Source organism: Candidatus Accumulibacter sp. ACC003 (assembly GCF_907163085.1).
GTDB lineage: Bacteria > Pseudomonadota > Gammaproteobacteria > Burkholderiales > Rhodocyclaceae > Accumulibacter.
Genome location: NZ_CAJQTX010000011.1, coordinates 324,671 through 344,820 on the forward strand (window position 1 = coordinate 324,671; position 20,150 = coordinate 344,820).

Annotated in this window: 18 protein-coding genes; 10 read left to right on the forward strand and 8 right to left on the reverse strand. The window is 62.4% G+C overall.

Annotation, left to right across the window (positions count from 1 at the left end):
- Positions 1–332 precede the first annotated feature (332 nt).
- From QZ656_RS23215 to QZ656_RS23250, 8 genes are all read left to right on the forward strand, one after another.
- Positions 333–806, forward strand: coding sequence for a helix-turn-helix domain-containing protein (locus QZ656_RS23215; protein WP_291995609.1), 474 nt, complete (start codon positions 333–335; stop codon positions 804–806).
- A 223-nt stretch (positions 807–1,029) separates the two neighbouring features.
- Positions 1,030–1,374, forward strand: a complete 345-nt coding sequence (locus tag QZ656_RS23220; RefSeq protein ID WP_291995610.1) for a copper-binding protein — start codon at positions 1,030–1,032, stop codon at positions 1,372–1,374.
- Positions 1,375–1,444: 70 nt separating this feature from the next.
- Positions 1,445–2,770 carry a TolC family protein gene (locus QZ656_RS23225; protein ID WP_291995611.1) on the forward strand — a complete coding sequence of 442 codons (1,326 nt, stop codon included), beginning with the start codon at positions 1,445–1,447 and terminating at the stop codon, positions 2,768–2,770.
- The gene (locus QZ656_RS23230) at positions 2,767–4,344 is read left to right on the forward strand and encodes an efflux RND transporter periplasmic adaptor subunit (RefSeq protein WP_291995612.1); all 1,578 of its coding nucleotides are present in this window, start codon (positions 2,767–2,769) and stop codon (positions 4,342–4,344) included. Before QZ656_RS23225 ends, QZ656_RS23230 begins: the two co-directional genes overlap by 4 nt.
- 1 nt (position 4,345) lies before the next feature.
- Complete coding sequence (locus QZ656_RS23235) at positions 4,346–7,504, forward strand: efflux RND transporter permease subunit (RefSeq protein WP_291995613.1); 3,159 nt, start codon at positions 4,346–4,348, stop codon at positions 7,502–7,504.
- Between the two features lie 169 nt (positions 7,505–7,673).
- Entirely contained in the window at positions 7,674–7,967 is a 294-nt protein-coding gene (locus QZ656_RS23240) for a type II toxin-antitoxin system Phd/YefM family antitoxin (protein ID WP_291995614.1), read from the forward strand.
- Positions 7,968–7,973: 6 nt separating this feature from the next.
- Positions 7,974–8,405 carry a putative toxin-antitoxin system toxin component, PIN family gene (locus QZ656_RS23245; RefSeq protein ID WP_291995615.1) on the forward strand — a complete coding sequence of 144 codons (432 nt, stop codon included), beginning with the start codon at positions 7,974–7,976 and terminating at the stop codon, positions 8,403–8,405.
- A gap of 60 nt (positions 8,406–8,465) precedes the next feature.
- On the forward strand, positions 8,466–8,660 hold the full coding sequence (locus tag QZ656_RS23250; RefSeq protein WP_291995616.1) for an efflux RND transporter permease subunit: 195 nt from the start codon (positions 8,466–8,468) through the stop codon (positions 8,658–8,660).
- A gap of 169 nt (positions 8,661–8,829) precedes the next feature.
- On the opposite strand, the gene cadR is transcribed toward QZ656_RS23250, so the two are convergent.
- Positions 8,830–9,261, reverse strand: a complete 432-nt coding sequence (cadR, locus tag QZ656_RS23255) for a Cd(II)/Pb(II)-responsive transcriptional regulator (protein WP_291995617.1) — start codon at positions 9,259–9,261, stop codon at positions 8,830–8,832.
- A 306-nt stretch (positions 9,262–9,567) separates the two neighbouring features.
- Here cadR and QZ656_RS23260 point away from each other — a divergent pair, with 306 nt between their 5' ends.
- Complete coding sequence (locus tag QZ656_RS23260; protein WP_291995618.1) at positions 9,568–11,631, forward strand: heavy metal translocating P-type ATPase; 2,064 nt, start codon at positions 9,568–9,570, stop codon at positions 11,629–11,631.
- A 502-nt stretch (positions 11,632–12,133) separates the two neighbouring features.
- On the opposite strand, the gene QZ656_RS23265 is transcribed toward QZ656_RS23260, so the two are convergent.
- On the reverse strand, positions 12,134–12,469 hold the full coding sequence (locus QZ656_RS23265) for a helix-turn-helix domain-containing protein (protein WP_291995669.1): 336 nt from the start codon (positions 12,467–12,469) through the stop codon (positions 12,134–12,136).
- Positions 12,444–12,851 carry a BrnT family toxin gene (locus QZ656_RS23270; RefSeq protein ID WP_366522225.1) on the reverse strand — a complete coding sequence of 136 codons (408 nt, stop codon included), beginning with the start codon at positions 12,849–12,851 and terminating at the stop codon, positions 12,444–12,446. The genes QZ656_RS23265 and QZ656_RS23270 overlap by 26 nt, the downstream gene beginning before the upstream one ends.
- Before the next feature lie 39 nt (positions 12,852–12,890).
- On the opposite strand from QZ656_RS23270, the gene QZ656_RS23275 reads away from it, so the two are divergent.
- Positions 12,891–13,121: a hypothetical protein gene (locus tag QZ656_RS23275; RefSeq protein WP_291995620.1), complete on the forward strand. Its 231-nt coding sequence runs from the start codon at positions 12,891–12,893 to the stop codon at positions 13,119–13,121.
- Here the strand turns inward: QZ656_RS23275 and QZ656_RS23280 are convergent.
- From QZ656_RS23280 to QZ656_RS23300, 5 genes are all read right to left on the reverse strand, one after another.
- A complete protein-coding gene (locus QZ656_RS23280; RefSeq protein WP_291995621.1) occupies positions 13,105–13,434 on the reverse strand; it encodes a hypothetical protein in 330 nt (109 codons plus the stop codon). The two genes, QZ656_RS23275 and QZ656_RS23280, sit on opposite strands and share 17 nt — an antisense overlap.
- A gap of 430 nt (positions 13,435–13,864) precedes the next feature.
- Positions 13,865–16,477 carry an EAL domain-containing protein gene (locus QZ656_RS23285; protein ID WP_291995622.1) on the reverse strand — a complete coding sequence of 871 codons (2,613 nt, stop codon included), beginning with the start codon at positions 16,475–16,477 and terminating at the stop codon, positions 13,865–13,867.
- Positions 16,478–16,485: 8 nt separating this feature from the next.
- Positions 16,486–18,057, reverse strand: coding sequence for an extracellular solute-binding protein (locus QZ656_RS23290; RefSeq protein ID WP_291995623.1), 1,572 nt, complete (start codon positions 18,055–18,057; stop codon positions 16,486–16,488).
- Between the two features lie 462 nt (positions 18,058–18,519).
- Positions 18,520–18,969 carry a hypothetical protein gene (locus tag QZ656_RS23295; protein ID WP_291995624.1) on the reverse strand — a complete coding sequence of 150 codons (450 nt, stop codon included), beginning with the start codon at positions 18,967–18,969 and terminating at the stop codon, positions 18,520–18,522.
- Between the two features lie 227 nt (positions 18,970–19,196).
- On the reverse strand, positions 19,197–20,042 hold the full coding sequence (locus QZ656_RS23300; protein WP_291995625.1) for a hypothetical protein: 846 nt from the start codon (positions 20,040–20,042) through the stop codon (positions 19,197–19,199).
- Positions 20,043–20,150 lie beyond the last annotated feature (108 nt).

Sequence of the window (20,150 nt, forward strand, 5' to 3'; positions counted from 1 at the left end):
CTCGATACGGCGGATACGAGCGGTACGACAGAGACGGGGGGTGACGACGCGGCTTGGTGGGTTCTGCCTCCTCGCTTGCTGCCGCTGCAGTCGGGAGCCTACAGCTTAGTAAATTTTGCACTGACTTGCCGGAGCCTTTAAGTCAGCTTTTCGTTTGGCCAACGCAAGCCGGGGTCCGCGTGTTCTGGTGTCGTCGGGTGCGGCAAAGACAAGCGGTGAGCGCTGTATCTGATCTTTCCTGCTATCCTGTGAGACTTAATTGTCAGCAAGAACTTGCGGCGTGTCAACAACTTCTTGCGTCTCTTTTCCAGCCTCCATTCGACAGACTATCGATGAGTGAAACGCCCAACGACGGTCCCGCAGCGGGCCGGCTGAGTTACGAGCAGCAGCGCGTCCTCGACGTCGAAGCCGGCGCGCTGGCGGCGCGCCTGAAAGCACTTATCGGCAATGAGTCGATCGCGTCTTTCGCCCGCAAGTGCGCGATGGCCGAATCGGTTCTGCGGACCTATCTCAGGGACGGCCGCATGCCGCCGCTCGACAAGGCTTTCGCCATCGCCGCCGCCGCCGGCGTCAGCGTCGACTGGCTGGCGACCGGGCAGGGCGCGCGCACCGCCGCACAGGTCCGGGCCAGCTACACGGCGAGCGCGCCAGGTGCGGCCACTGGCGAGCCGCCGGCGGTCGATGGCGCGGTCCTCGAAGGCATCCTGAAAGCCGTGTTGAGTGCCCAGGGCGCCCACGCTTCGCCGGCGCAGCTGGCGGCGCTGGTCGTCGACCTCTACCAGCGCGCGCTGCATCGTGGCGAGTGACGAGCGCGCCGGCGCAGGGACTGCTCCTTCGGCATTTGTTGGCGCGGCATTACAGAAATGTAATCACGAAGTCAGCTTGCTGACTTGCTGAGGTAGGCATCATTCGCGGCTTTGGCGACCTTGAGTCCGAGCTTGTGGCAGCGGCGGGTGTAAGCAGAAACCGTCGTCGTGCGACAGCAAGTCAGCGCCAAACGACCCCCCTCATTGATCAACAGGAGCCGTCATGAAATCCTTGTTCCCCGCTGTTTCCGTGCTTGCCCTGGTCCTTGCCGGCCCGGCGATTGCCGCCACCGAGCACGACTCCCATCATCAGGCGGGCAGCAGCGCCAGTAGCGTCAAGGCGGCGCCTTCTTCCGAAGGCACCGTCAAGAAAATCGATAAAGCCGCCGGCAAGATCACCATCAAGCATGGCCCGCTGGCCAATCTCGGGATGCCGCCGATGACCATGGCCTTCGTTGTCGGTGACCCGGCGATGCTCGAGCAGGTCAAGGCCGGCGAGAAGGTGAGCTTCACCGCCGACAAGGTCGGCGACGCGCTGACCATCACCACGATCGAAGCGGCCAGGTAGTTTCCCGCACCGCCTCGCCGCGTCCGCTACTGCCGGACCCGGTCTCTTCTGCTACCGGATTTCGAGATCGATGATGCCCCCGATTAGCAAGGCCAGCAGCGGGCGCCTGGCGAGTTCCTGCGTGCCTGCCGGTGTGTCTGCCCTGGTGTTTTTCGCGTTCGCCCTGCACGTCGCGCCGCTGTCCGCGCAAGGCCCGCCGGCCGCCCCGCTGGGCGCGACGCTCAGCGGCTTGCTGAGCTATGCCCGCGAGCACAACCCCGAACTCGGCGTCCGCAAATACGAGACCGAGGCGGCACGCGAACGCGTCGAGCCGGCCGCGGCGCTGCCCGACCCGCGTTTCGAACTCGAACTGATGGACTTCACCAATACCGTGAATTCCGGGCGTTCGCCTTCGCTGCTGCCAGGGCAGGTCGGCAATACGCGCTACCGGGTCGTCCAGCCCTTGCCGTTCTGGGGCAAACGCGGACTGCGTGGTGAGGTCGCCGAGGCGCAGGCCGAGCAGGTCGAAACGCTGCAGCAAGGCACCGCGCTCGAGGTCGAAAACCGCATCAAGACCGCCTACGCCAGGCAGTTCCAGGCGTCGGGTCAAATTGCCATTCTCCGCGAGACGCTGTCCTTGTTCGACGCCATCGAGCAACTGGTGCTCACCCGCTACGGTGTCGGCCTGGTGCCGCAGCAGGACGCCTTGCGCGCGCAGAGCGAACTGACCTCGGTGAAGATCGACCTCGTCGAAGCGCAGCGTCGGCAGCGCGACAACGCCGCCAAACTCAACGCCCTGCTGGCGCGCGACGGCAATGCGCCGCTCTCCGATCCCGGCTACTTGCCAAGCGCTCCCAGCGAAGTGTCCTACCAAAGCCTGCTCGAACAGATTCGCACGCGTTCGCCAGAAGTATCGCGCGAGCGTTTCGGCGTCGTCGCCGCAGAAAAGAATCGCGATCTCACCTGGTTGAACCGTTATCCCGATTTCGCCGTCGGCCTGACCAACAACCGCCCGTACAACGCGGCCGACAATTGGGAGTTGATGGTCGGCGTGACGATTCCGCTGCAACAATCGTCGCGGCGCGCTCAGGAGCGCGAAGCGGAACGCAAGCTGGACGCGGCGCAAACCCGCGTGCTCGCCGCCGAGACGCGCCTCGCCGGCCGCCTCGGCGAGACGCTCGCCGCCTTCGAGGCCAGCCGCGACAAGGCGCGCCTGCTCAAGGGCACGCTGCTGCCGCAGGCCACGGCCACCTTCAAGGCGGCGCAGTCGGGCTATGAAAGCGGCCGCGTCAACTTCAATACGCTGCTTGACGCCGAGCGGCAGGTTCTGCGTGCCCGCCTGGCGCTGCTCGACGCCGACGTCGAGAGCGCGGTTCGCCTGGCCGAACTCGAATTTCTTGCTGGAGCACCGCTGTGAACCGCCATCTCTCGCTGGCGATCGTCGCCATCGCCATCGCCGCCGGATCGGGCGCGGGCTACTGGTTTGGCAGTCGCCACGCTGCACCGCCCGCCGTCGCCGACGGCACGGCCGGCGCGCGCCTGGACGAGTCCGGCGCTGCGCCAGGAACGACTGACGGCAAAGCCCCGCGCAAGCTGCTCTACTACCGCAACCCGATGGGCCTGCCCGACACCTCGCCCGAGCCCAAAAAAGACTCGATGGGGATGGACTACATCGCCGTTTACGCGGACGAGGGCGGTGACGGGCCTGACGACAGCGGCGTCGTCAAGGTCAGTCCGGCGCGCCTGCAAACGCTCGGCGTCAAGACCGCGCGTGCCGAAATGACGATGCTCGACGCGGCGCTGCGCGCGGTCGGCCGCGTCGAGGTCGACGAGCGCCGGACGCACGACGTCGCGCCACGCTTTGAGGGCTGGATCGAGCGCCTGTACGTCAACGCCACCGGCGACCCGGTGCGGCAGGGGCAGCCGCTGTTCTCGGTGTACAGCCCGGAACTCGTTTCGGCGCAGAAGGAACTGCGCATCGCCGAGGAGCTCGAGCGCGGCGCCGGCGACGCCGATCCGGCGGCACGTGCGGGTGCCCGGCGCCTCGCCGAAGCGGCGCGCGAGCGCTTGCGCAACTGGAAGGTCGGCGCCGCCGCCGGCAAGCAGGGCGACACCGTCGTCTTCGCGTCGCCGGCCAGCGGCGTGGTGCTCGAAAAGAAGGCCGTCGAGGGAATGCGCTTCATGGCCGGCGCGGTCATTTACCGCATCGCCGACCTGGCCAGCGTCTGGGTGATCGCCGACGTGTACGAGAAGGATCTGGCGCGCGTCAAGCTCGGCGAAGCCGCGCGGGTGGTGATCGACGCCTTCCCCGGGCAGCACTTCGACGCCAGGGTCACCTATCTCTATCCGACGCTCAACGCCGCGACGCGAACGACGCCGGTTCGTCTCGAGCTGAAGAACCACGACGGCCTGCTGCGGCCGGGGATGTTCGCGCACGTCGAGATTGCCACCGCCGGCAAGGCCGCCCGCCTGACCGTTCCCAAATCGGCCGTGATCGATAGCGGTGACCGGCAGGTGGTCCTGCTGGTGCTCGGCGAGGGCAAGTACAAACCGCAGGCCGTGCAGCTCGGCTTGCGCGGCCGCGACGCCGTCGAGATCCTCGACGGCGTGCAGGTCGACGACCAAGTCGTCGTCGCGGCAAATTTCCTGATCGACGCCGAAAGCAACCTGAAAGCGGCGCTGGCGACCTTTACCGCGCCCGAGGCCAAGGCGGCCGCGGTGAAGGGCGCCAAGGCCGCCAAGGCGTATCAGACCACGGGTTCGCTTGATTCGCTGGACGTCGCGGCCAACACCGTCTCGGTGACGCACGAACCGATCCCGGCCTTGAAGTGGCCGGCGATGACCATGGAGTTCGGGCTGGCAAGCCCCGAAGTGGCGAAGGGAATTGCCCCCGGCGCGCCGATTCGTTTCGACTTCGAGGATCGCGGCGACGGCGAATTCGTCATCACCCGCATCCACCAGGCGCCTAAAGCCCAGCACGAGGCTCACTGAGATGCTCGATCGGCTGATTGAATGGTCGGCGCGCAACGTCTTCCTGGTGCTGCTGGCGACGCTGGCGGTCGTCGCCGGCGGCATCTACGCGGTCAAGAAAACACCGCTCGACGCCTTGCCGGATCTTTCCGACGTGCAGGTGATCGTGTTCACGCCCTACGCTGGGCAGGCGCCACGGGTCGTCGAGGATCAGGTGACGTATCCGCTGACGACCGCCATGCTGGCGGTGCCGAAAGCCAAGGTGGTGCGCGGTTTCTCGATGTTCGGCGCGTCCTACGTCTATGTGATTTTCGAGGACGGCACCGACATCTACTGGGCGCGTTCGCGCGTTCTCGAGTACCTCAGCTCGGTGCAGGGCAGCCTGCCACAAGGCGTCTCGCCGCAGATGGGACCCGACGCGACCGGCGTTGGCTGGGTCTTCCAGTACGCGCTGACCGGCAAGGATCAGACGCTGGCCGACCTGCGCAGCGTCCAGGACTGGTACGTCCGTTACCAGCTGAGCAAGGCCGGCGGCGTCGCCGAAGTCGCCAGCGTCGGTGGCTTCGTCAAGGAGTACCAGGTCACCGTCGACCCGCACCGGCTGGCCAGCTACGGCATCCCGCTGGCGCGCCTGTCGCAGGTGATCCGTGAATCGAACCGCGACGTCGGCGGCCGCGTCGTCGAGCTCGCCGAGAAGGAGTACATGGTCCGCGGCCTCGGCTACCTCAAGGGCGTCGCCGATATCGAGACGCTGGTCCTGAAGAGCGACGGCGGCACGCCGGTGCTGGTGCGCGACGTCGCGCGCGTCGAAATCGTCCCGGCCGGCCGCCGCGGCATTACCGAACTCAACGGCGAGGGCGAGGTGGTGTCCGGGATCGTCATGGCGCGCTTCGGCCAGAACGCGCTCGACGTCATCGCCAACGTCAAGACCAAGATTGAAGAGCTGCTGCCGGGTCTGCCGGCAGGGACAGAGATCGTTCCCGTCTACGACCGTTCGCAGCTGATCGAGCGCGCCATCGACAATCTCAAATGGACGCTGTTCGAAGAAAGCCTGATCGTCGGCGCCGTCTGCGTGATCTTCCTGATGCACGTCCGGAGCGCGCTGGTCGCCATCCTGACGCTGCCGATCGGCATCCTGATCGCCTTCATCGCCATGCGCAGCATGAACATGGGTTCGAACATCATGAGCCTCGGCGGGATCGCGATTGCCATCGGCGCGATGGTCGACGCCGCCATCGTGATGATCGAGAACGCCCACAAGCGGCTCGAACACCTGCCGCCGAATGCGACCAGACACGACCGCGCGGCGACGATGATTCGCGCCTGCAAGGAGGTCGGGCCGGCGCTCTTCTATTCGCTGCTGATCATCACCGTCTCCTTCCTGCCGGTGTTCACGCTCGAGGGCCAGGAAGGGCGCTTGTTCAGCCCACTGGCCTTCACCAAGACCTTTGCCATGGCCGGCGCGGCGGTGCTGTCGGTGACGCTGGTGCCGGTGCTGATGATGTTCTTCATTCGCGGCCGGATCATGCCCGAGCAGAAGAACCCGGTGAACCGCTTCCTGATCTGGGTCTATCGGCCGATCATCAAGTCGGTGATGCGCAACAAGATCGTCACGCTGCTACTGGCTGGCGTCGTCATGGCGATCACCGTCGTGCCGGCCAGCCGCATCGGTTCGGAGTTCATGCCGACGCTCAACGAAGGCTCGCTGTTCTATATGCCGGCGTCGCTGCCCGGCATGTCGGTGACCGAAGCCGCGCGCCTGCTGCAAACGACCAACCGGGTGATCAAGACCTTCCCCGAAGTCGAGTCGGTGTACGGCAAGGCCGGTCGTGCCGCCAGCGCCACCGACCCGGCGCCGATCGAGATGTTCGAGACGGTGATCAACCTCAAGCCCGAGAAGGAATGGCGGGCGGGAATGAACGTCGACAAGCTGATCGCCGAGATGGACGCCGCGCTCAAGTTCCCCGGCCTGGCCAATTCCTGGACGATGCCGATCAAGGCGCGCATCGACATGCTGTCCACCGGCATTCGCACGCCGGTCGGCGTCAAGGTCTTCGGCAAGGAGCTGGCGGTGATCGAGAAGGTCGCGCGCGAGATCGAACAGGCGGTGAAGGACGTTCCCGGCACCTCGAGCGCCTACGCCGAACGCGTCACCGGCGGTTATTACCTGGACATCACGCCGAAACGCGAGCAGCTGGCGCGCTACGGGATCACCGTCGGCGACTTCCAGCAGGTGATCAGCAGCGCCCTCGGCGGCGCGCTGGTGACCACCGCCGTCGAAGGTCTCGAGCGCTACGGCGTCACCGTGCGCTATCCGCGCGCGCTGCGTGACGATCCGCAGCGCATCGCCAACGAGGTCTTCGTTCCGAGCCAGTCGGGGATGATCCCGCTTGGCCAACTGGCGAGCATCGAATTGCGCAACGGCCCGTCGGCAATCAAGACCGAGAATGCGCTGCTCGCCGCCTACGTCTTCGTCGACATCCGCGATCGCGACGTCGGTTCCTACGTCAGGGACGCGCAGAAAGCCGTCGCCGACAAGGTCACTTTCCCGCCCGGCTACTACGCCACCTGGTCGGGCCAGTTCGAGTACATGGAGCGCGCCAAGGCCAAGCTGGCGGTGGTCGTGCCGCTGACGCTGGCGATCATCTTCGTGCTGCTCTACCTCAACTTCCGCCGCCTCACCGAGACGCTGATCGTCATGTTGTCAGTCCCGTTCGCGCTCGTCGGCGGTATCTGGCTGATGTGGTGGCTGGGTTACAACATGAGCGTGGCGGTGGCCGTCGGCTTCATCGCGCTGGCCGGCGTCGCCGCCGAGACCGGCGTCGTGATGCTGATTTACCTCGACCAGTCGTGGCAGGAGGTCACCGCCAAGCGCCGCGCCGAAGGCGTCGATCCGAGCGCCGCCGACCTCTACTTGGCGATCATGGAAGGCGCCGTCGAACGCGTGCGCCCGAAGATGATGACCGTGGTGGCGATCATGGCCGGCCTGCTGCCGATCATGTGGTCGAGCGGCACGGGCTCGGAAGTGATGAGCCGCATCGCCGCACCGATGGTCGGCGGCATGGTGTCGTCGACGGTGTTGACGCTGTGCGTGATTCCGGCGCTGTATGCGTTGGTCAAGCAGTGGCAGTTGCGGCGCGAGCTGGCGAAAGCGCCGGTGCTGCCGTTGAGCGAGGCTTGACTGGCGAGAGCGTGCTCTCGGCAGGCCACGCCCTTTGCGCGCGCGGGCGACACGAGAAGTGGCTGCTTGGCCGGCTACTCCCGCTTTGATAATCACTCCTTGAAAACAGCTTGACCAGCCAATGTCGTTCGATCATATTGACCCGTCTGGTCATATCGATGGAGGCATCATGATCACCGAAACCAGCGCGGTCAGCTTGCAGAAGAACCTGGGCGAGATGCTCGAGCAAGTGCAGTACCGGCACGATAGCGTGGTAATCAACAAGGACGGGAAGCCGGTTGCAGTGCTTGTTGACGCCAGATTATTTGAGCGCATCCGCCGCATGCAGAGCCGTTTTGACGCTCTGTGCCAACGCCTGGAGGCCGGATTTTCTGAAGTGCCTGAGCCAGAGGGGCTGGCTGAAATAAATGCCGCCATCGCGGCTGATAGGGCAGCGGCGCCCATGCCGGCGAAAACCCGCTGATTTGCCGTGGCCACTCTGCGAGTGGTGCTTGATACAAATGTGCTGCTCTCGGGGATTGCTTATCCAGCCAGCGTGCCTGGAAAAATATTGGCGGCCTGGCGTCACGGTTCGGTCGACGTACTCCTCTCTTCGTACATCGTGGAGGAGTTGCGGCGCGTATTGCCCCGCCTGGTTAACCGCCACGGATTGACCTTGGCGGAAGTCGACGATCTGGTCGATGCCCTTTCCATACAGGCCGAAATCATTGAACCGCTCGCCAGTGTTGAACCGGCATTACGCGATGCCGATGATCAACCGGTGCTTGCTACCCTGCTTGCGGCGCTGAAGATATCGGGAGCCGATTATCTCATCACAGGCGATAAAGACTTGCTCGCCTTGGCCGACCGTTACCCAATTGTGACTCCTGCGAACTTCTGGGCAAGCCACGCGGCGCTTTGAGCGTTGAGCAAGTCTTGGGCAGCGCAGCGAGGAGGGTCAGTTCTCTCCCCAAACCTCACTTTGCTGGCGATCGTGTGCTCGAGCGGCAGCGGTTCAAAAGTGATGAGCCGCATCGCCGCAGCGATGGTCGGCGGCATGGTGTCGTCGACGGTGTTGACGCTATGCGTGATTCCGGCGCTGTACGCGTTGGTCAAGCAGTGGCAGTTGCGGCGGAGTTTGGCAAGGCCGGCGGCGCAGGTGCTGAGCGCGGACTGACCGCTAACGATCATGACCTGTTGAGATTCCCCAGATCATGAAAGTCATGACCGATTCCCTCTTTCCCAACCCTTCTCCCGCGAGGGGAGAAGGGAGCTTCGTGAGTCGCTTGCGCGACTTTCACATTTGGTCGCCTCAGAAAACGAAGAGCAAGGCACGCCAAGGCCACTTAGCCGAGGTGTGTGTGCCGTTCATGCCGAGCTTCGGTTGCCATCGACGCCAGCCCCTGCAAGATTCCACAGGCGTCCATGGCCTGCTCGCTCTGGCAGCGCTGACGCAGCTCACTGAGCTGTTGCTTGAGCTGGGAGAGCTCGGCCATACGCACGTCGACGTGGGCAATGTGTTCGTCGACTAGTTGATTGACGCCACCGCAATCACCGGCGGGTTGATCCATCAGACCCAGCAGCGTGTGGATTTCCGCATGCGTCATATCCAGGGCACGACAATTCCGTATAAAGCGAAGCCGCTCGACGTGGAACTCGTCATAGCTGCGGTAGTTGGCCATCGTCCGTGCCGGCGCGGATAGCAGCCCTTCCTTTTCGTAGTAACGCACGGTTTCCACCGTGCATTGTGCCACTTGGGCGAGTTCACCGATCTTCACGGGTAGTCTCCAAAACAGTTGACCCTATAGGAACTTCAGGGTGTGCAATGCGCAGCATACCAACAATTGGACAACGCCATGGCCTCTCGCCCCGTGAAAATCACGCATGCTCACCACACATGCGGCGACGATCATGCGCATGCTCACGACGCCTTGCCCGCGCATCACGATCATGGGCATTCGCTGGACCATGGCCAGGCGTGTTGCGCTGCCGATCCGTTAGCAACATCGCCATCAGGCAACGCCAGTCCAGTCTCCGCAAAAATTCCGGCCGGCTACACACTCACTCGTCTACGCGTTGCCCAGATGGATTGCCCGACCGAGGAGGCTTTGATCCGCAATAAGCTGGGTGGCATAGCCGCGGTGCGCGGGGTGGAATTCAACCTCATGCAGCGAGTCCTGACCGTTGTCCATCAAAACAACGCGCTAGCTGCCGTTGAGACGGCGATTCGCGACCTGGGCATGAGTACCGAGCCAATGCAGGCAGGCAGCCAGGGCAGCGCGCCCGCCGAGGCAGTCGGCAAGCCCTGGTGGCCGTTGGCGCTGGCCGGGCTTGCCGCTCTGGGCGCGGAAATTGTCCATTGGCTTGGCTTGCCGGAATGGTTGTCCGGATTGCTGGCTCTCGTCGCCATCACAATCAGCGGTATCGGCACTTTCAAGAAGGGCTGGATTGCGCTGCGCCACGGCAATCTCAATATCAACGCCCTGATGAGCATTGCCGTGACGGGTGCGGTATTGCTGCGCCAGTGGCCAGAGGCGGCCATGGTCATGGTCTTGTTTACTGTTGCCGAGTTGATCGAGGCGAAGTCCCTGGATCGGGCACGCAATGCCATTCGCAGCCTGGTGCAGTTGACGCCGGAAATGGCAACAGTACGGCAAGCGAACGGTGCGTGGGCCGAACTGCCAGCCAAGGATGTCACCATTGGCCAAATCGTGCGCGTCAAACCAGGCGAGCGCGTCGCCCTCGATGGTGTGGTGACGGCGGGGCGATCAAGCATCAACCAGGCGCCTATTACCGGCGAGAGCTTGCCGGTCGACAAGTCGGCTGGCGACAGTGTATTCGCTGGAACCATCAACCAGTCTGGCTCCGTCGAATTCCGGGTCACTGCCGAATCCACGCATTCGACCTTGGCACGCATCATTCACGCGGTCGAAGAGGCGCAAGGCGCACGTGCGCCAACGCAGCGCTTCGTCGATCGGTTTGCCAGGATCTACACGCCGGCGGTGTTCGTCTTCGCCATCGCGGTAGCTCTTGTGCCGCCGCTGCTACTTGGTGGCGGCTGGCACGATTGGGTGTATCAGGCGCTGGTTCTGCTGGTCATAGCCTGTCCCTGCGCCCTGGTCATTTCCACTCCCATCACCATCGTCAGCGGCCTGGCAGCAGCAGCCCGCCACGGCATTCTGATCAAGGGAGGTGTTTATCTTGAGGAAGGTCACAAGCTCGCGTGGCTGGCATTCGACAAGACCGGCACCATCACGCACGGCAAACCGGTATTGACCGATACGGTCTTGCTCGATCAGCCGGCCGGAGTGGATGCCGTCCGAGTGGCCACCAGCCTTGCCGCGCGCTCCGATCACCCGGTTTCTCACGCCATAGCCACAAGCGGACAAGGGAACGGCACCATCCTGCTTGATGTCGCCGACTTCGCTGCCATTCCTGGGCGAGGTGTGCTCGGAACCGTTGGCGGCGTGCCTTATCAGCTTGGCAACCATCGCTTGATCCACGAGCTTGGCGTCTGTACGCCGCTCCTGGAGGTTCGCCTTGGCGAGTTGGAAGAGCAAGGCAAGACGGTCATTCTGCTCACCGATGGCGAGCGCGTGCTGGTCCTGTTTGCCGTGGCCGATACGGTCAAGGACGGTAGCCGCGCCGCGATCCGGGCACTGCACGAGTTGGGCATCAAGACAGTCATGCTCACCGGCGACAACGAACACACTGCGCGAGCCATCGCCGCCCAGGTTCAAATTGATGAAGCTTTGGGCGATCAACTGCCAGAAGACAAGTTGCGCGCTATCGAACGCTACGCACAACGCGGCAAGGTTGGCATGGTCGGCGACGGCATCAACGATGCACCAGCGCTGGCGCGAGCTGACATCGGCTTTGCCATGGGTGCGGCGGGTACCGATACGGCTATCGAGACTGCTGACGTGGCACTGATGGATGACGACCTGAACAAGATCGCGCGTTTCGTCCGCCTGTCGCGCACCACCCGAACGGTCCTGGTACAGAACATCACTTTGGCATTGGGCATCAAGGCCGTTTTTCTGGTACTCACGCTGCTCGGCATGGGCACCATGTGGATGGCGGTATTCGCTGATATGGGAGCGAGTCTGCTGGTGGTGGCTAATGGTCTAAGGCTGGTGCGTCAGTAGGAGGCAACTCACGAAACGGAAAATGGAGTACGCTAAGGCTTCCCTAACGGTCATGACACGTGATATCACCTCAAATTATGAAAGTCATGACCGTTCCCCTCTCACTTGCAGTGCGCATACCGGCTTGCACGCCGGAATCGTTCGCCGGGCAGGGAGCAGGCTCCCTGAATTCCCCGCCTCACCCCGGCCCTTCTCCCGCAAGGGGAGACGGGAGTTTCGTGAGTCGCGTACGCGACTTTCACATTAACGCGAGCTGCCGTGCGCGCGGCGTGTCAGCAATCTGTTGAAGCCTGCAGGATCAGCGATGCCTACGCCATTCCCGGCGAGTTCCTTATCGGCTACGGTGTCAAACGGCAGCAGCCTGAATTGGTCCGGCCCGGACAACGGCAGAACAGTAGTAAGGCAGCAGTAAACACACATCAGCGTCATCGTGTTTGGGGAGCATGCGATCGCGTACGCCCGACGGTGCGATGAATCGACAGGCAATCACCTCGTCTTTTGCTCAGCTGAGTGCAGCGAGCGCCGCCTCGGGCGCCCGGTCCAGCACCGTCAGCAAGGCTTTCGCGGCGCCTGTTGGGCAGCGCTTCCCCTGTTCCCAGTTGCGGATCGTTTCGAGAGAAACATCGATCTTCTCGGAGAACTCGGCTTGGCTGAGCCCGAGACGTTTGCGCACACGACGGGCGAATTTGCCGGCATCCTGAAGGGCAAGGGCTTTGTCGGCCACGCGTTGCGCAGCAATTTCGTCCTCCGTCGTGTCGTCCACACGAGCGGCGTCGATACGCCCCACCTTTAGCGAGTTGGGCACCGCGGGGTCAATCGTCAGTCGTACTGTCTTCATAAGGTTGGTTCTCACGTTGGTTCGCCTTGCGGGCGGAAATGATGCGAATCGCCTCGTCGCGAAAGGTGTAGATGACGACGAAGAGGCGCGATTCGATCTTCCCCAGCAACTCGAAGCGCTCCTCACCATAGCTATAGCGAGTGTCGGCCCGTACCAAGCGGCCTGGATCGAAGAACGCTCGCGCAGCGTAAGCAAAATCGAACCCCCGCTCACGAAAACAGGCGTCGCTCTTGCTCTCATCCCATTCAAGGTTCATCAGCGCAGTGTAGTTCAGTGGCCTACCCGGAGCAAGGGCCGCCAGAATCGTTCGAAAGAGACGCCGCTGGCAGAGGGAAGGGCTGGCGCTTGACCGCGAGACTCGGACCTTGGCCTGATTGGCCAAGGCATTCGTCGCATCACGCTGGCACCGGCCGGCGCCGTCATGGCAGCCACCATCGTGCCGGCCAACCGCATCACTTCGGAATTCATACCGACGCTCAACGAAGGCTCGCTGTTCTACATGCCGGCGTCGCTGATCGTCATGCTCTCGGTGCCTTTCGCGCTGGTCGGCGGCATGGTGTCGTCGACGGTGCTGACTCTCGGCGTGATTCCGAAATGGTACGCGCCGGCCCGGACCTCGGCACCAGGGGGAACGATTAGCTGCTCGAAGTAGCGCGACGTTTCGCTGCTGGCTTCCGAGCTGACCTGGCGGCTGGAGCTGGCTGCTCGGCGAGGCGACCGGTAACGTACTTATGAAGGATGCTCGCCATGAGCGTTTGGTACGGCACCCCTTCCTCCAAGGCCTTGACCTGAATGTCGCTCAGATCGCCGGCGGACAGGCGAATGTTCACTCGACGGTCCTTGGTGGCGGTCGCGTGCGCTGCCGCCTTGAACCTGGCAAGTTCGGCCTTGGTGGCGACAGACTTCAACTGCCCTTCCTCAAAGGCGGTCAGGACTTCGAGCTCGTAGTCATCAACTTTCGGCATCTGCTTCACCTTGACTTGGATAGTCTCGGGTCGCCTGGCGACTCGGGATGACGGTCTTGAGGAAGAAGTAGTCCTTTTCTTCGACAAATGGTAGCAAGCACGCGTAGTTGTCGCAGGCTGGGCGGGCTTCGGGAACACTCGCATTCCACCGCGTCGACCACGGCCCAGGCTCTGGATTGCCGCGTCGGCTGCACCTCCTCGCAATGACGCGTGGGCGGGTGTGGCGCTGCGGCATTCTTGCCCCGACCTTCAACAGAGCACGCCTGAAAGCCGCGCCAAACCCCTGCGCCAGCGACCCCGCCGGCACTCGCCGTCATTGCCAGGAGGCGTAGCCGACGCGGCAATCCACTGCCAGCCATCCAGGAAGCAAGCGCGCAAGTCGATGGTCTCCTGGCGAGCGCCGGCAGCGAGCGCGGGATTGGCAGGCCGACTAGGCCACCGGCTCGCGGCGTGCGTCGCTGGCCTCTGACAGCCAATCGGAACGATCGAGCAAAGCCCGGAAGTCTTCGGCGGGGACGGGCTTGCTGATCAGGTAACCCTGAATGGAATCGCATCCAAGCTCAGCGAGGATGCGCAACTGTTCCTCGCTTTCGACGCCTTCGGCGACCACGCGCAAGCCGAGGCTCTTGCCCATGCGTATGGCGGCAGCGACCAGCGCGCGGTCGTCGCTGTTGTCGGCGAGGTCGCGGATGAACTCGCGGTCGATCTTCAAAGTGTGGAAGGGGAAACGCTTGAGGTAGCTGAGCGAGGAATAGCCGGTGCCGAAATCGTCCATGGCAATGCGCACCCCCAAGGTCTCGATTTCCTGCAGGATTTTCAGCACCTCGCTGCGATTGCGAATCAGCAGACCTTCGGTTACCTCGATCTGCAGACTGCCCTGCGGCAGCCGGTGCCGTTGCAGGCAAGCGCGTATCGTTTCCGTTATTCGACTGTCGCGAAACTGCCGTGGCGAAACGTTCACCGCCATTTGTAAGGGCTTGTCGTGCATCGTGAGCCACGTACGCAGTTCGCCGCAGGCGGTCTCCACGACCCAGTCGCCGATGTCGACAATCATTCCGGTTTGCTCGGCGATGTGAATGAACGAATCGGGTGTCAGCAATCCGAAATCCGGGCTGGCCCAGCGCAGTAGCGCCTCGGCTCCGATCACGCGATGCGTGAGCACGTCGACCAGTGGTTGGTAGACCAGGCGCAGCTCCTTGTTGCTCAGCGCGCTACGAAGCCGGTGCTCGATGGCCAGACGCCGGACCGAATGATCGTGTACGTCCTGATTGAAGAAGCGATAAGTGTTGCGGCCGGAGTCCTTGGCGTCGTACATCGCGAGGTCGGCGTTGCGCAACAGCGTGCTCGGTGAATCGCCGTCGTTCGGGTAGACCGCGATGCCAATGCTCGGCGAGACGAACAGTTCGTGCTGATCGATCAGGAAGGGTGGCGCAAAGGCGCTGATGATCTTCATCGCCAGCATCTGAGCATCGCTGGTCGCGTGCAGATTGCCGAGAATCACCAGGAACTCGTCACCGCCCTGGCGAGCTACGGTATCTTCGGCGCGGATACTCGCGCCGAGCCGGCTGGCGGCTTCGACGAGCAGGGAATCTCCGACGTCGTGTCCGAGTGAGTCGTTCACCTTCTTGAAATCGTCGAGATCGATGAACATGACGATCACCTGGCCGCCATCGCGGGTGGCCACGGCGATCGCCTGGCCCAGCCGGTCCATCGCCAGCAGGCGATTGGGCAAGTGCGTCAGGCCATCGTACTGCGCCTGATGGATGATCTGTTGCTCGTGCTGACGACGCAGGGTGATGTCTTCGTACACCACCAGGAAGTGCGTGATGCTTTCATGATCGCCGACCACCGGCGAGATGCGAACGTGCTGGCAGTAGGCGCGGTCGTTTCGCCGTCCCTCGACAGTCGCTTGCCACTCGCCGGACTGGCGAACCGCAGCCAATGCTTCCTCGAGCTCGCGGGGGCCACATGACTGACCACAGACGATCTCGGCGAGATTTTGCGGGAAGGCGTTGCCGTCGAGCCCGGCCATCTCGTGCAGGGTGGCATTGGCGTATTCGATGTCGCCGTCGACGGCAATGATCATCACCCCTGCCGGGCTGTGCTGGATGGCCTCCGATACCAGTCGCAGTCGGCTTTCGGCGACGTGGCGTTCGTCGATTTCGCGGCGCAGCAGAAGGTTCGATTCGTGCAGCTCGCGCGTTCGCTCGTCGATACGATCCTCCATTCGGGAGTTGGCTTCGCGCAGGCTGCTTTCGCGGGCATGGACCTTCTCCTGCATGGCGTTGAAGGCGTCTGCGAGGTCGGTGAGTTCGTCGCTGCCGGTCGAAAACAGTGGCTGGTCGGTGCGGTTTTCAGCCATTTCCCGGGCTGCCAGGCCGAGTCGCGAAATCCGGCTGGAGAGTGAGCGGGCTTGCAGAACACCGAGCAGCGCGATGATCAGCAAGCCGACGCTGGAAATGGCCAGGAAAATGCGGCGCTGGCTCTGGTGTTCGCTGAGCGCACGTTCGAAGCCTATGCCGGCGTGGGTTTCGGTGTCTTCGGCGAGTTGCCGCAGCGTGTCGGAGAGCCAACGAAAGCGAGTCGCCGACTCGAAAATGGAAATCCGCTCGGCGTCGATCATTTGCATCGCCTCGGCACGGTCGATGACCTGGATCAGGTCGGCGCGATAGCGTGTCCAGGATTCGTGCAGTTGTCTGGCGACGAGCTCGTCCTCGGCCACGAGATGGGCGCTGCGGGCATCGAGCTCGGCAGAAAACTCGGCCATTTCGGCTTGCAACTGGGCGACGTGAGACGATACGGCGAAGTAGTCTGTCAGTTTCGATATCTCAATTTCAATGACCCGAATGCGGTTGATCCGGGTCTGCAATCGATTGAGCTTGGCGAGCGGTCTGACCTGTTGAGTCAGCGTCGTTTCCAGACGTTTTGCGGCGTCGCGAACGACCAGTTCGCCCACCCCTAGCAAAGTCAGGACCAGCAGGCCGACAGCGCCGAAGCCAAGCGTCAGCTGGCGCGCGATGGTCAGCCGTGGGCTTCGGGTCATCTCGGCGTTCAATCAGCGAGACGCTGAGCACTGACAGCGCGCGGGAAGCTCTTCCGGAAGTGCTGCCAGTACGCTATCTGTTGCGCACGCCCCAGACCTTCGGTGATCGCCTCCCATGCACGGGCGGTTTTTGCCATGGCCTCGGCGGCATTCTGCTTGCCCGTCGCGGCTAGAGAAAGCTGCTGGCCGAGAGCCGCCAGATAGTCGGCGTCGCCCGGCAGTCCGGTGCCGGCCGGCAGGGTGTCCGGCAGTGCGGCGCGCAAGGCCTCGAGCGCTTGCGGCGAGTAGACCTTGCGGATCTCTTCGTTGGCCAGATGGTTGTATCGGTAGGGGTCGGCAAATCCACCGCTGACCATCACCGAGCGGATCGAGTTGTCAGGGTCGGTCTGCCACATGGCGTAAAGGAAGGCGAGTTCCTTGTTCTTGCCCGATCGCGGCAGGACGAGGTTATTGCCGTACATGATCGTCGACCGGCGCAGCAGGCGATCGCCGTCGAGGCGGCCGGGCAGCGGCGCGGCGATGAACTTGCCTTTGATCGCCGACTTGTCGAGGTTGGCGAGCTTGGCACCGGCCGGCGTGATCAGCGTCGAGAAGCCCTTGCCGCGCAGAAAATAGGGCAGGGTGTAGCTGTAGTCCTTGCCGTCACTGTTTATTTCCGGTGGCGAGAACGGAATCGTCGCCAGCCAGCTTTCGGTCGCCGCGATGCCGGCGGCTGAGTCGATCAAGGGCTTCATCCGGGAATCGAAAAGGTATTGTCCTGGTGCGGCGAACGCGGCATAGCGTGGCAGCCAGTACATCCAGGCGGTCAGTTTCTCACGTGGCTCGAGGGCGCCATAAAAGCCTTCCTGCGGGCGGTTGAAGAAGCGCACAAGTTCCGTGTACTCCTGCCACGTCTTCGGAACGGCCGGATCTCGACCGTGCGTCTTGCGGAAACGCCTTCTTTCTTCGGGGTCTTCGAGCAAATCCTTGCGTAGATAGATCAGTTGCACATCGAGGTCAGCCGGGATGGCGACGACGCGATCTCCCAGATACGCCTGCTCACGGAGCAGCATGTAGCCGCTGTGGGTATCCTCCGCCAGCGTGAACCCGAAGCGCTTGAGGAACGGCGTCAAATCCTCGATCAGATCTTCATTGAGCAGGTCGGGATACTCGTGGTTGCGGGCTATCGTGATATCAATACCCGGGGTCTTGCGGATCGCTTCGCGCGAAGCAAGTTGCGGCATCACGACGGCGTCGAGCAGGATTCCCGTTGCTTTTTCCCAATCGTTCTTGAGTTCATTGTCGCGGCCAAGAAAGGCGGCGATGTTCCCCTGCTTGAGATTGAGCCGGATGACCGTGCCGGGCTTGACCTCGCCCGATGCGAGCAATTGCTTGACAGCCGCAATGGCGCGCTCGGCCTGCTCACCGGCAAAGCAGGCCGTCGCGGGCAGCAGCGCCAGCGTCAGGCTCAGCAGGCGAACGCAGAGGCGGCCAAACAGGCGACGCGGTGCAGCCGTAAACGGAATGTGCAAGAGGTGCTCCCGGTCTTGTTCGCTCAGTGGCGCCGCCGACCCGAAATCGGACCCGACGATCGCGCTCAACTACATCCTGCCAGATGGCTGAGCTGCGATGCGCTCTGGTAGACCTCGGCGCGCCTCATCTCGTTCTATTCTGGCCTGTCAGGGATGATGTGGCTGTGACAAACTGCCCGAAGCGGCGCTCATCGTCTTCGCGCCCCGTCACTGGCGCCGGTCGTGCCTCGCCTTCGCGCACGGCGAATGGGCAAGCGCCAGCGTGAGTGGCGTGATGGCGCCAGCGCCGGCATTCACGGCGGAGCGCGGGATGCGGTCGGTGACGGCGAAGCCACCGGCAACGGCACCTGGCCCGATTGTCCGGCGCCGAGAGCCGGCAGCTCCGGGTCGGCGAACACGCCAGACCGCTAGCATAGCCACGGCGAGCCGTCGCCGGTCGATGCCGCGGTCCTTGGCGGCATCGTGAATGCTGGCGTTGCCCGCCCAGCGGCAAGACCGGGCGACGGCTTGTTCGCCGGCGTTGCAGCGGTTTCAGTGTTTGCCGCTGCCCTCAGCTCTGTGCCCAAACGCGTTCGCCACCTCTTCCATCCGCAGTATCGCCTTGGAGACATCCTCGCCGGCGGGCTTGTCGAGATAGGAAGACTCGCCGGGAATAAGCAGCAGGATCCCGGAAAGTCTGAAGAGTTCGAGGATCGTCTTGTTCGCTTCTTCCTTGTAGGACTCAGCTTCGCCGATCATCCTCCTGGGTATCTCGCGGCGTAGCATTTCGAAGCGGTACAGCGATCGGTGCCGATACGCATTGGCTACGTAATTATGCCAGTGTGAGCGGTAGTGCTTTGAGGCCCAATACCAGGCAAAAGCAAACAAAGCGTAGACCAGACCATGGTGGAGATAGTTGTTGAGCATCGTCACTAACATGACTGAGAAGTCCTTAGTGCCGTCCTCGACGCCATGCGCGCTGTTGTAAATCGCATAGGTCACGCCACTGAGGAATATCGCGACGCACCAGCTGAACCAAAGTTGAGCCCATTCTTTGTGTGATTGCGCGAGTGAGTGGAAAGCGTAGGGACCCGACCAGTCACTGTCGGTCTCAGGTGGGTGCCAACGCTTGTCACGTTCATCGATAATTACGAGGCGCCAATACGATTGTATCGCCCATATAATCGCCAGTAAGGCACAAATGCCAACGACTATCAGAGCCGGAGCGGTCAAGCTTGGCAACTTGTGCTTGTCGGTTGAGTTATTGCCTTGGCCGGCTCCAGAGGTGTCTGAAGGGGGCTTTTTTGCTCTTTGTCGGTAGCTAACTGATTTTTTGGTTTGGACTCTGTCCCACCTATTTCAAGGTTTTGCGGGATGACGACGACTATCGGCGCCGAGAACTCGGCCTTTGGCATGTTGTGTGCGTCGCTTGAACCATTGCTATTGGCGGGGGCATCCGCGGCACTGGCTGATGTAGGCGCATCCGCATTGATTTTGCTTTTAGTTACGTCGCTTATAGAGAACAAAAGGTAAATAATAAACGCAGCGGTAAAAATGGCAAAGGCAACAAGACCCAAGACGCTTATCCGGCAGCAAAATCGGTGCTGTGGAGGTAGTTTGGCCCTTTCTCGCGCGAGCTTTTCATATGTGTGATTCTCGGCAAGTGTTAGTATTTTTAGTACATTCGCCAAGTGGTGAAAAAAGAATGCTTTAGCTGCCTCTGGCGACAGAGGCTTGGCAACATTGCCTTTGCTCTCAAGTGCCAAGGCTGAGCGCAAATACGGGATCTCGTCCTCAATGTCTTTTCCCATAGAGCCATCGTGAAAGACATCCTTGAAAGTCGCAGAGATATCTTGGACTTCGTCGATAAGCTCTTCTCTCGTTGCCTCAACTTGGAGCGCGTGTGTCGGGAGGTGGAAGTGCGCCGAGGCATTGGTTTCCAGCGCGATGCACCTTTGGGCAAGTGCCTTTAGCGCATGCAATTGTCTTTCCAGCTTGTACTCTCGCGTCAACAACAGGGGGGCGTCGTCTTCCAGGAGCAATTTCTTGATGCAATCGTTTGTGAAGCAGTTCATTTCTATCTCCAACTGAGGTCGACAGAATATCGGAAAGCATTTACCACTGCACGAACCTCGTTACAGCATTTTTCGTCTCGGAGTCCGCTCATGGAGATACACGAAAAG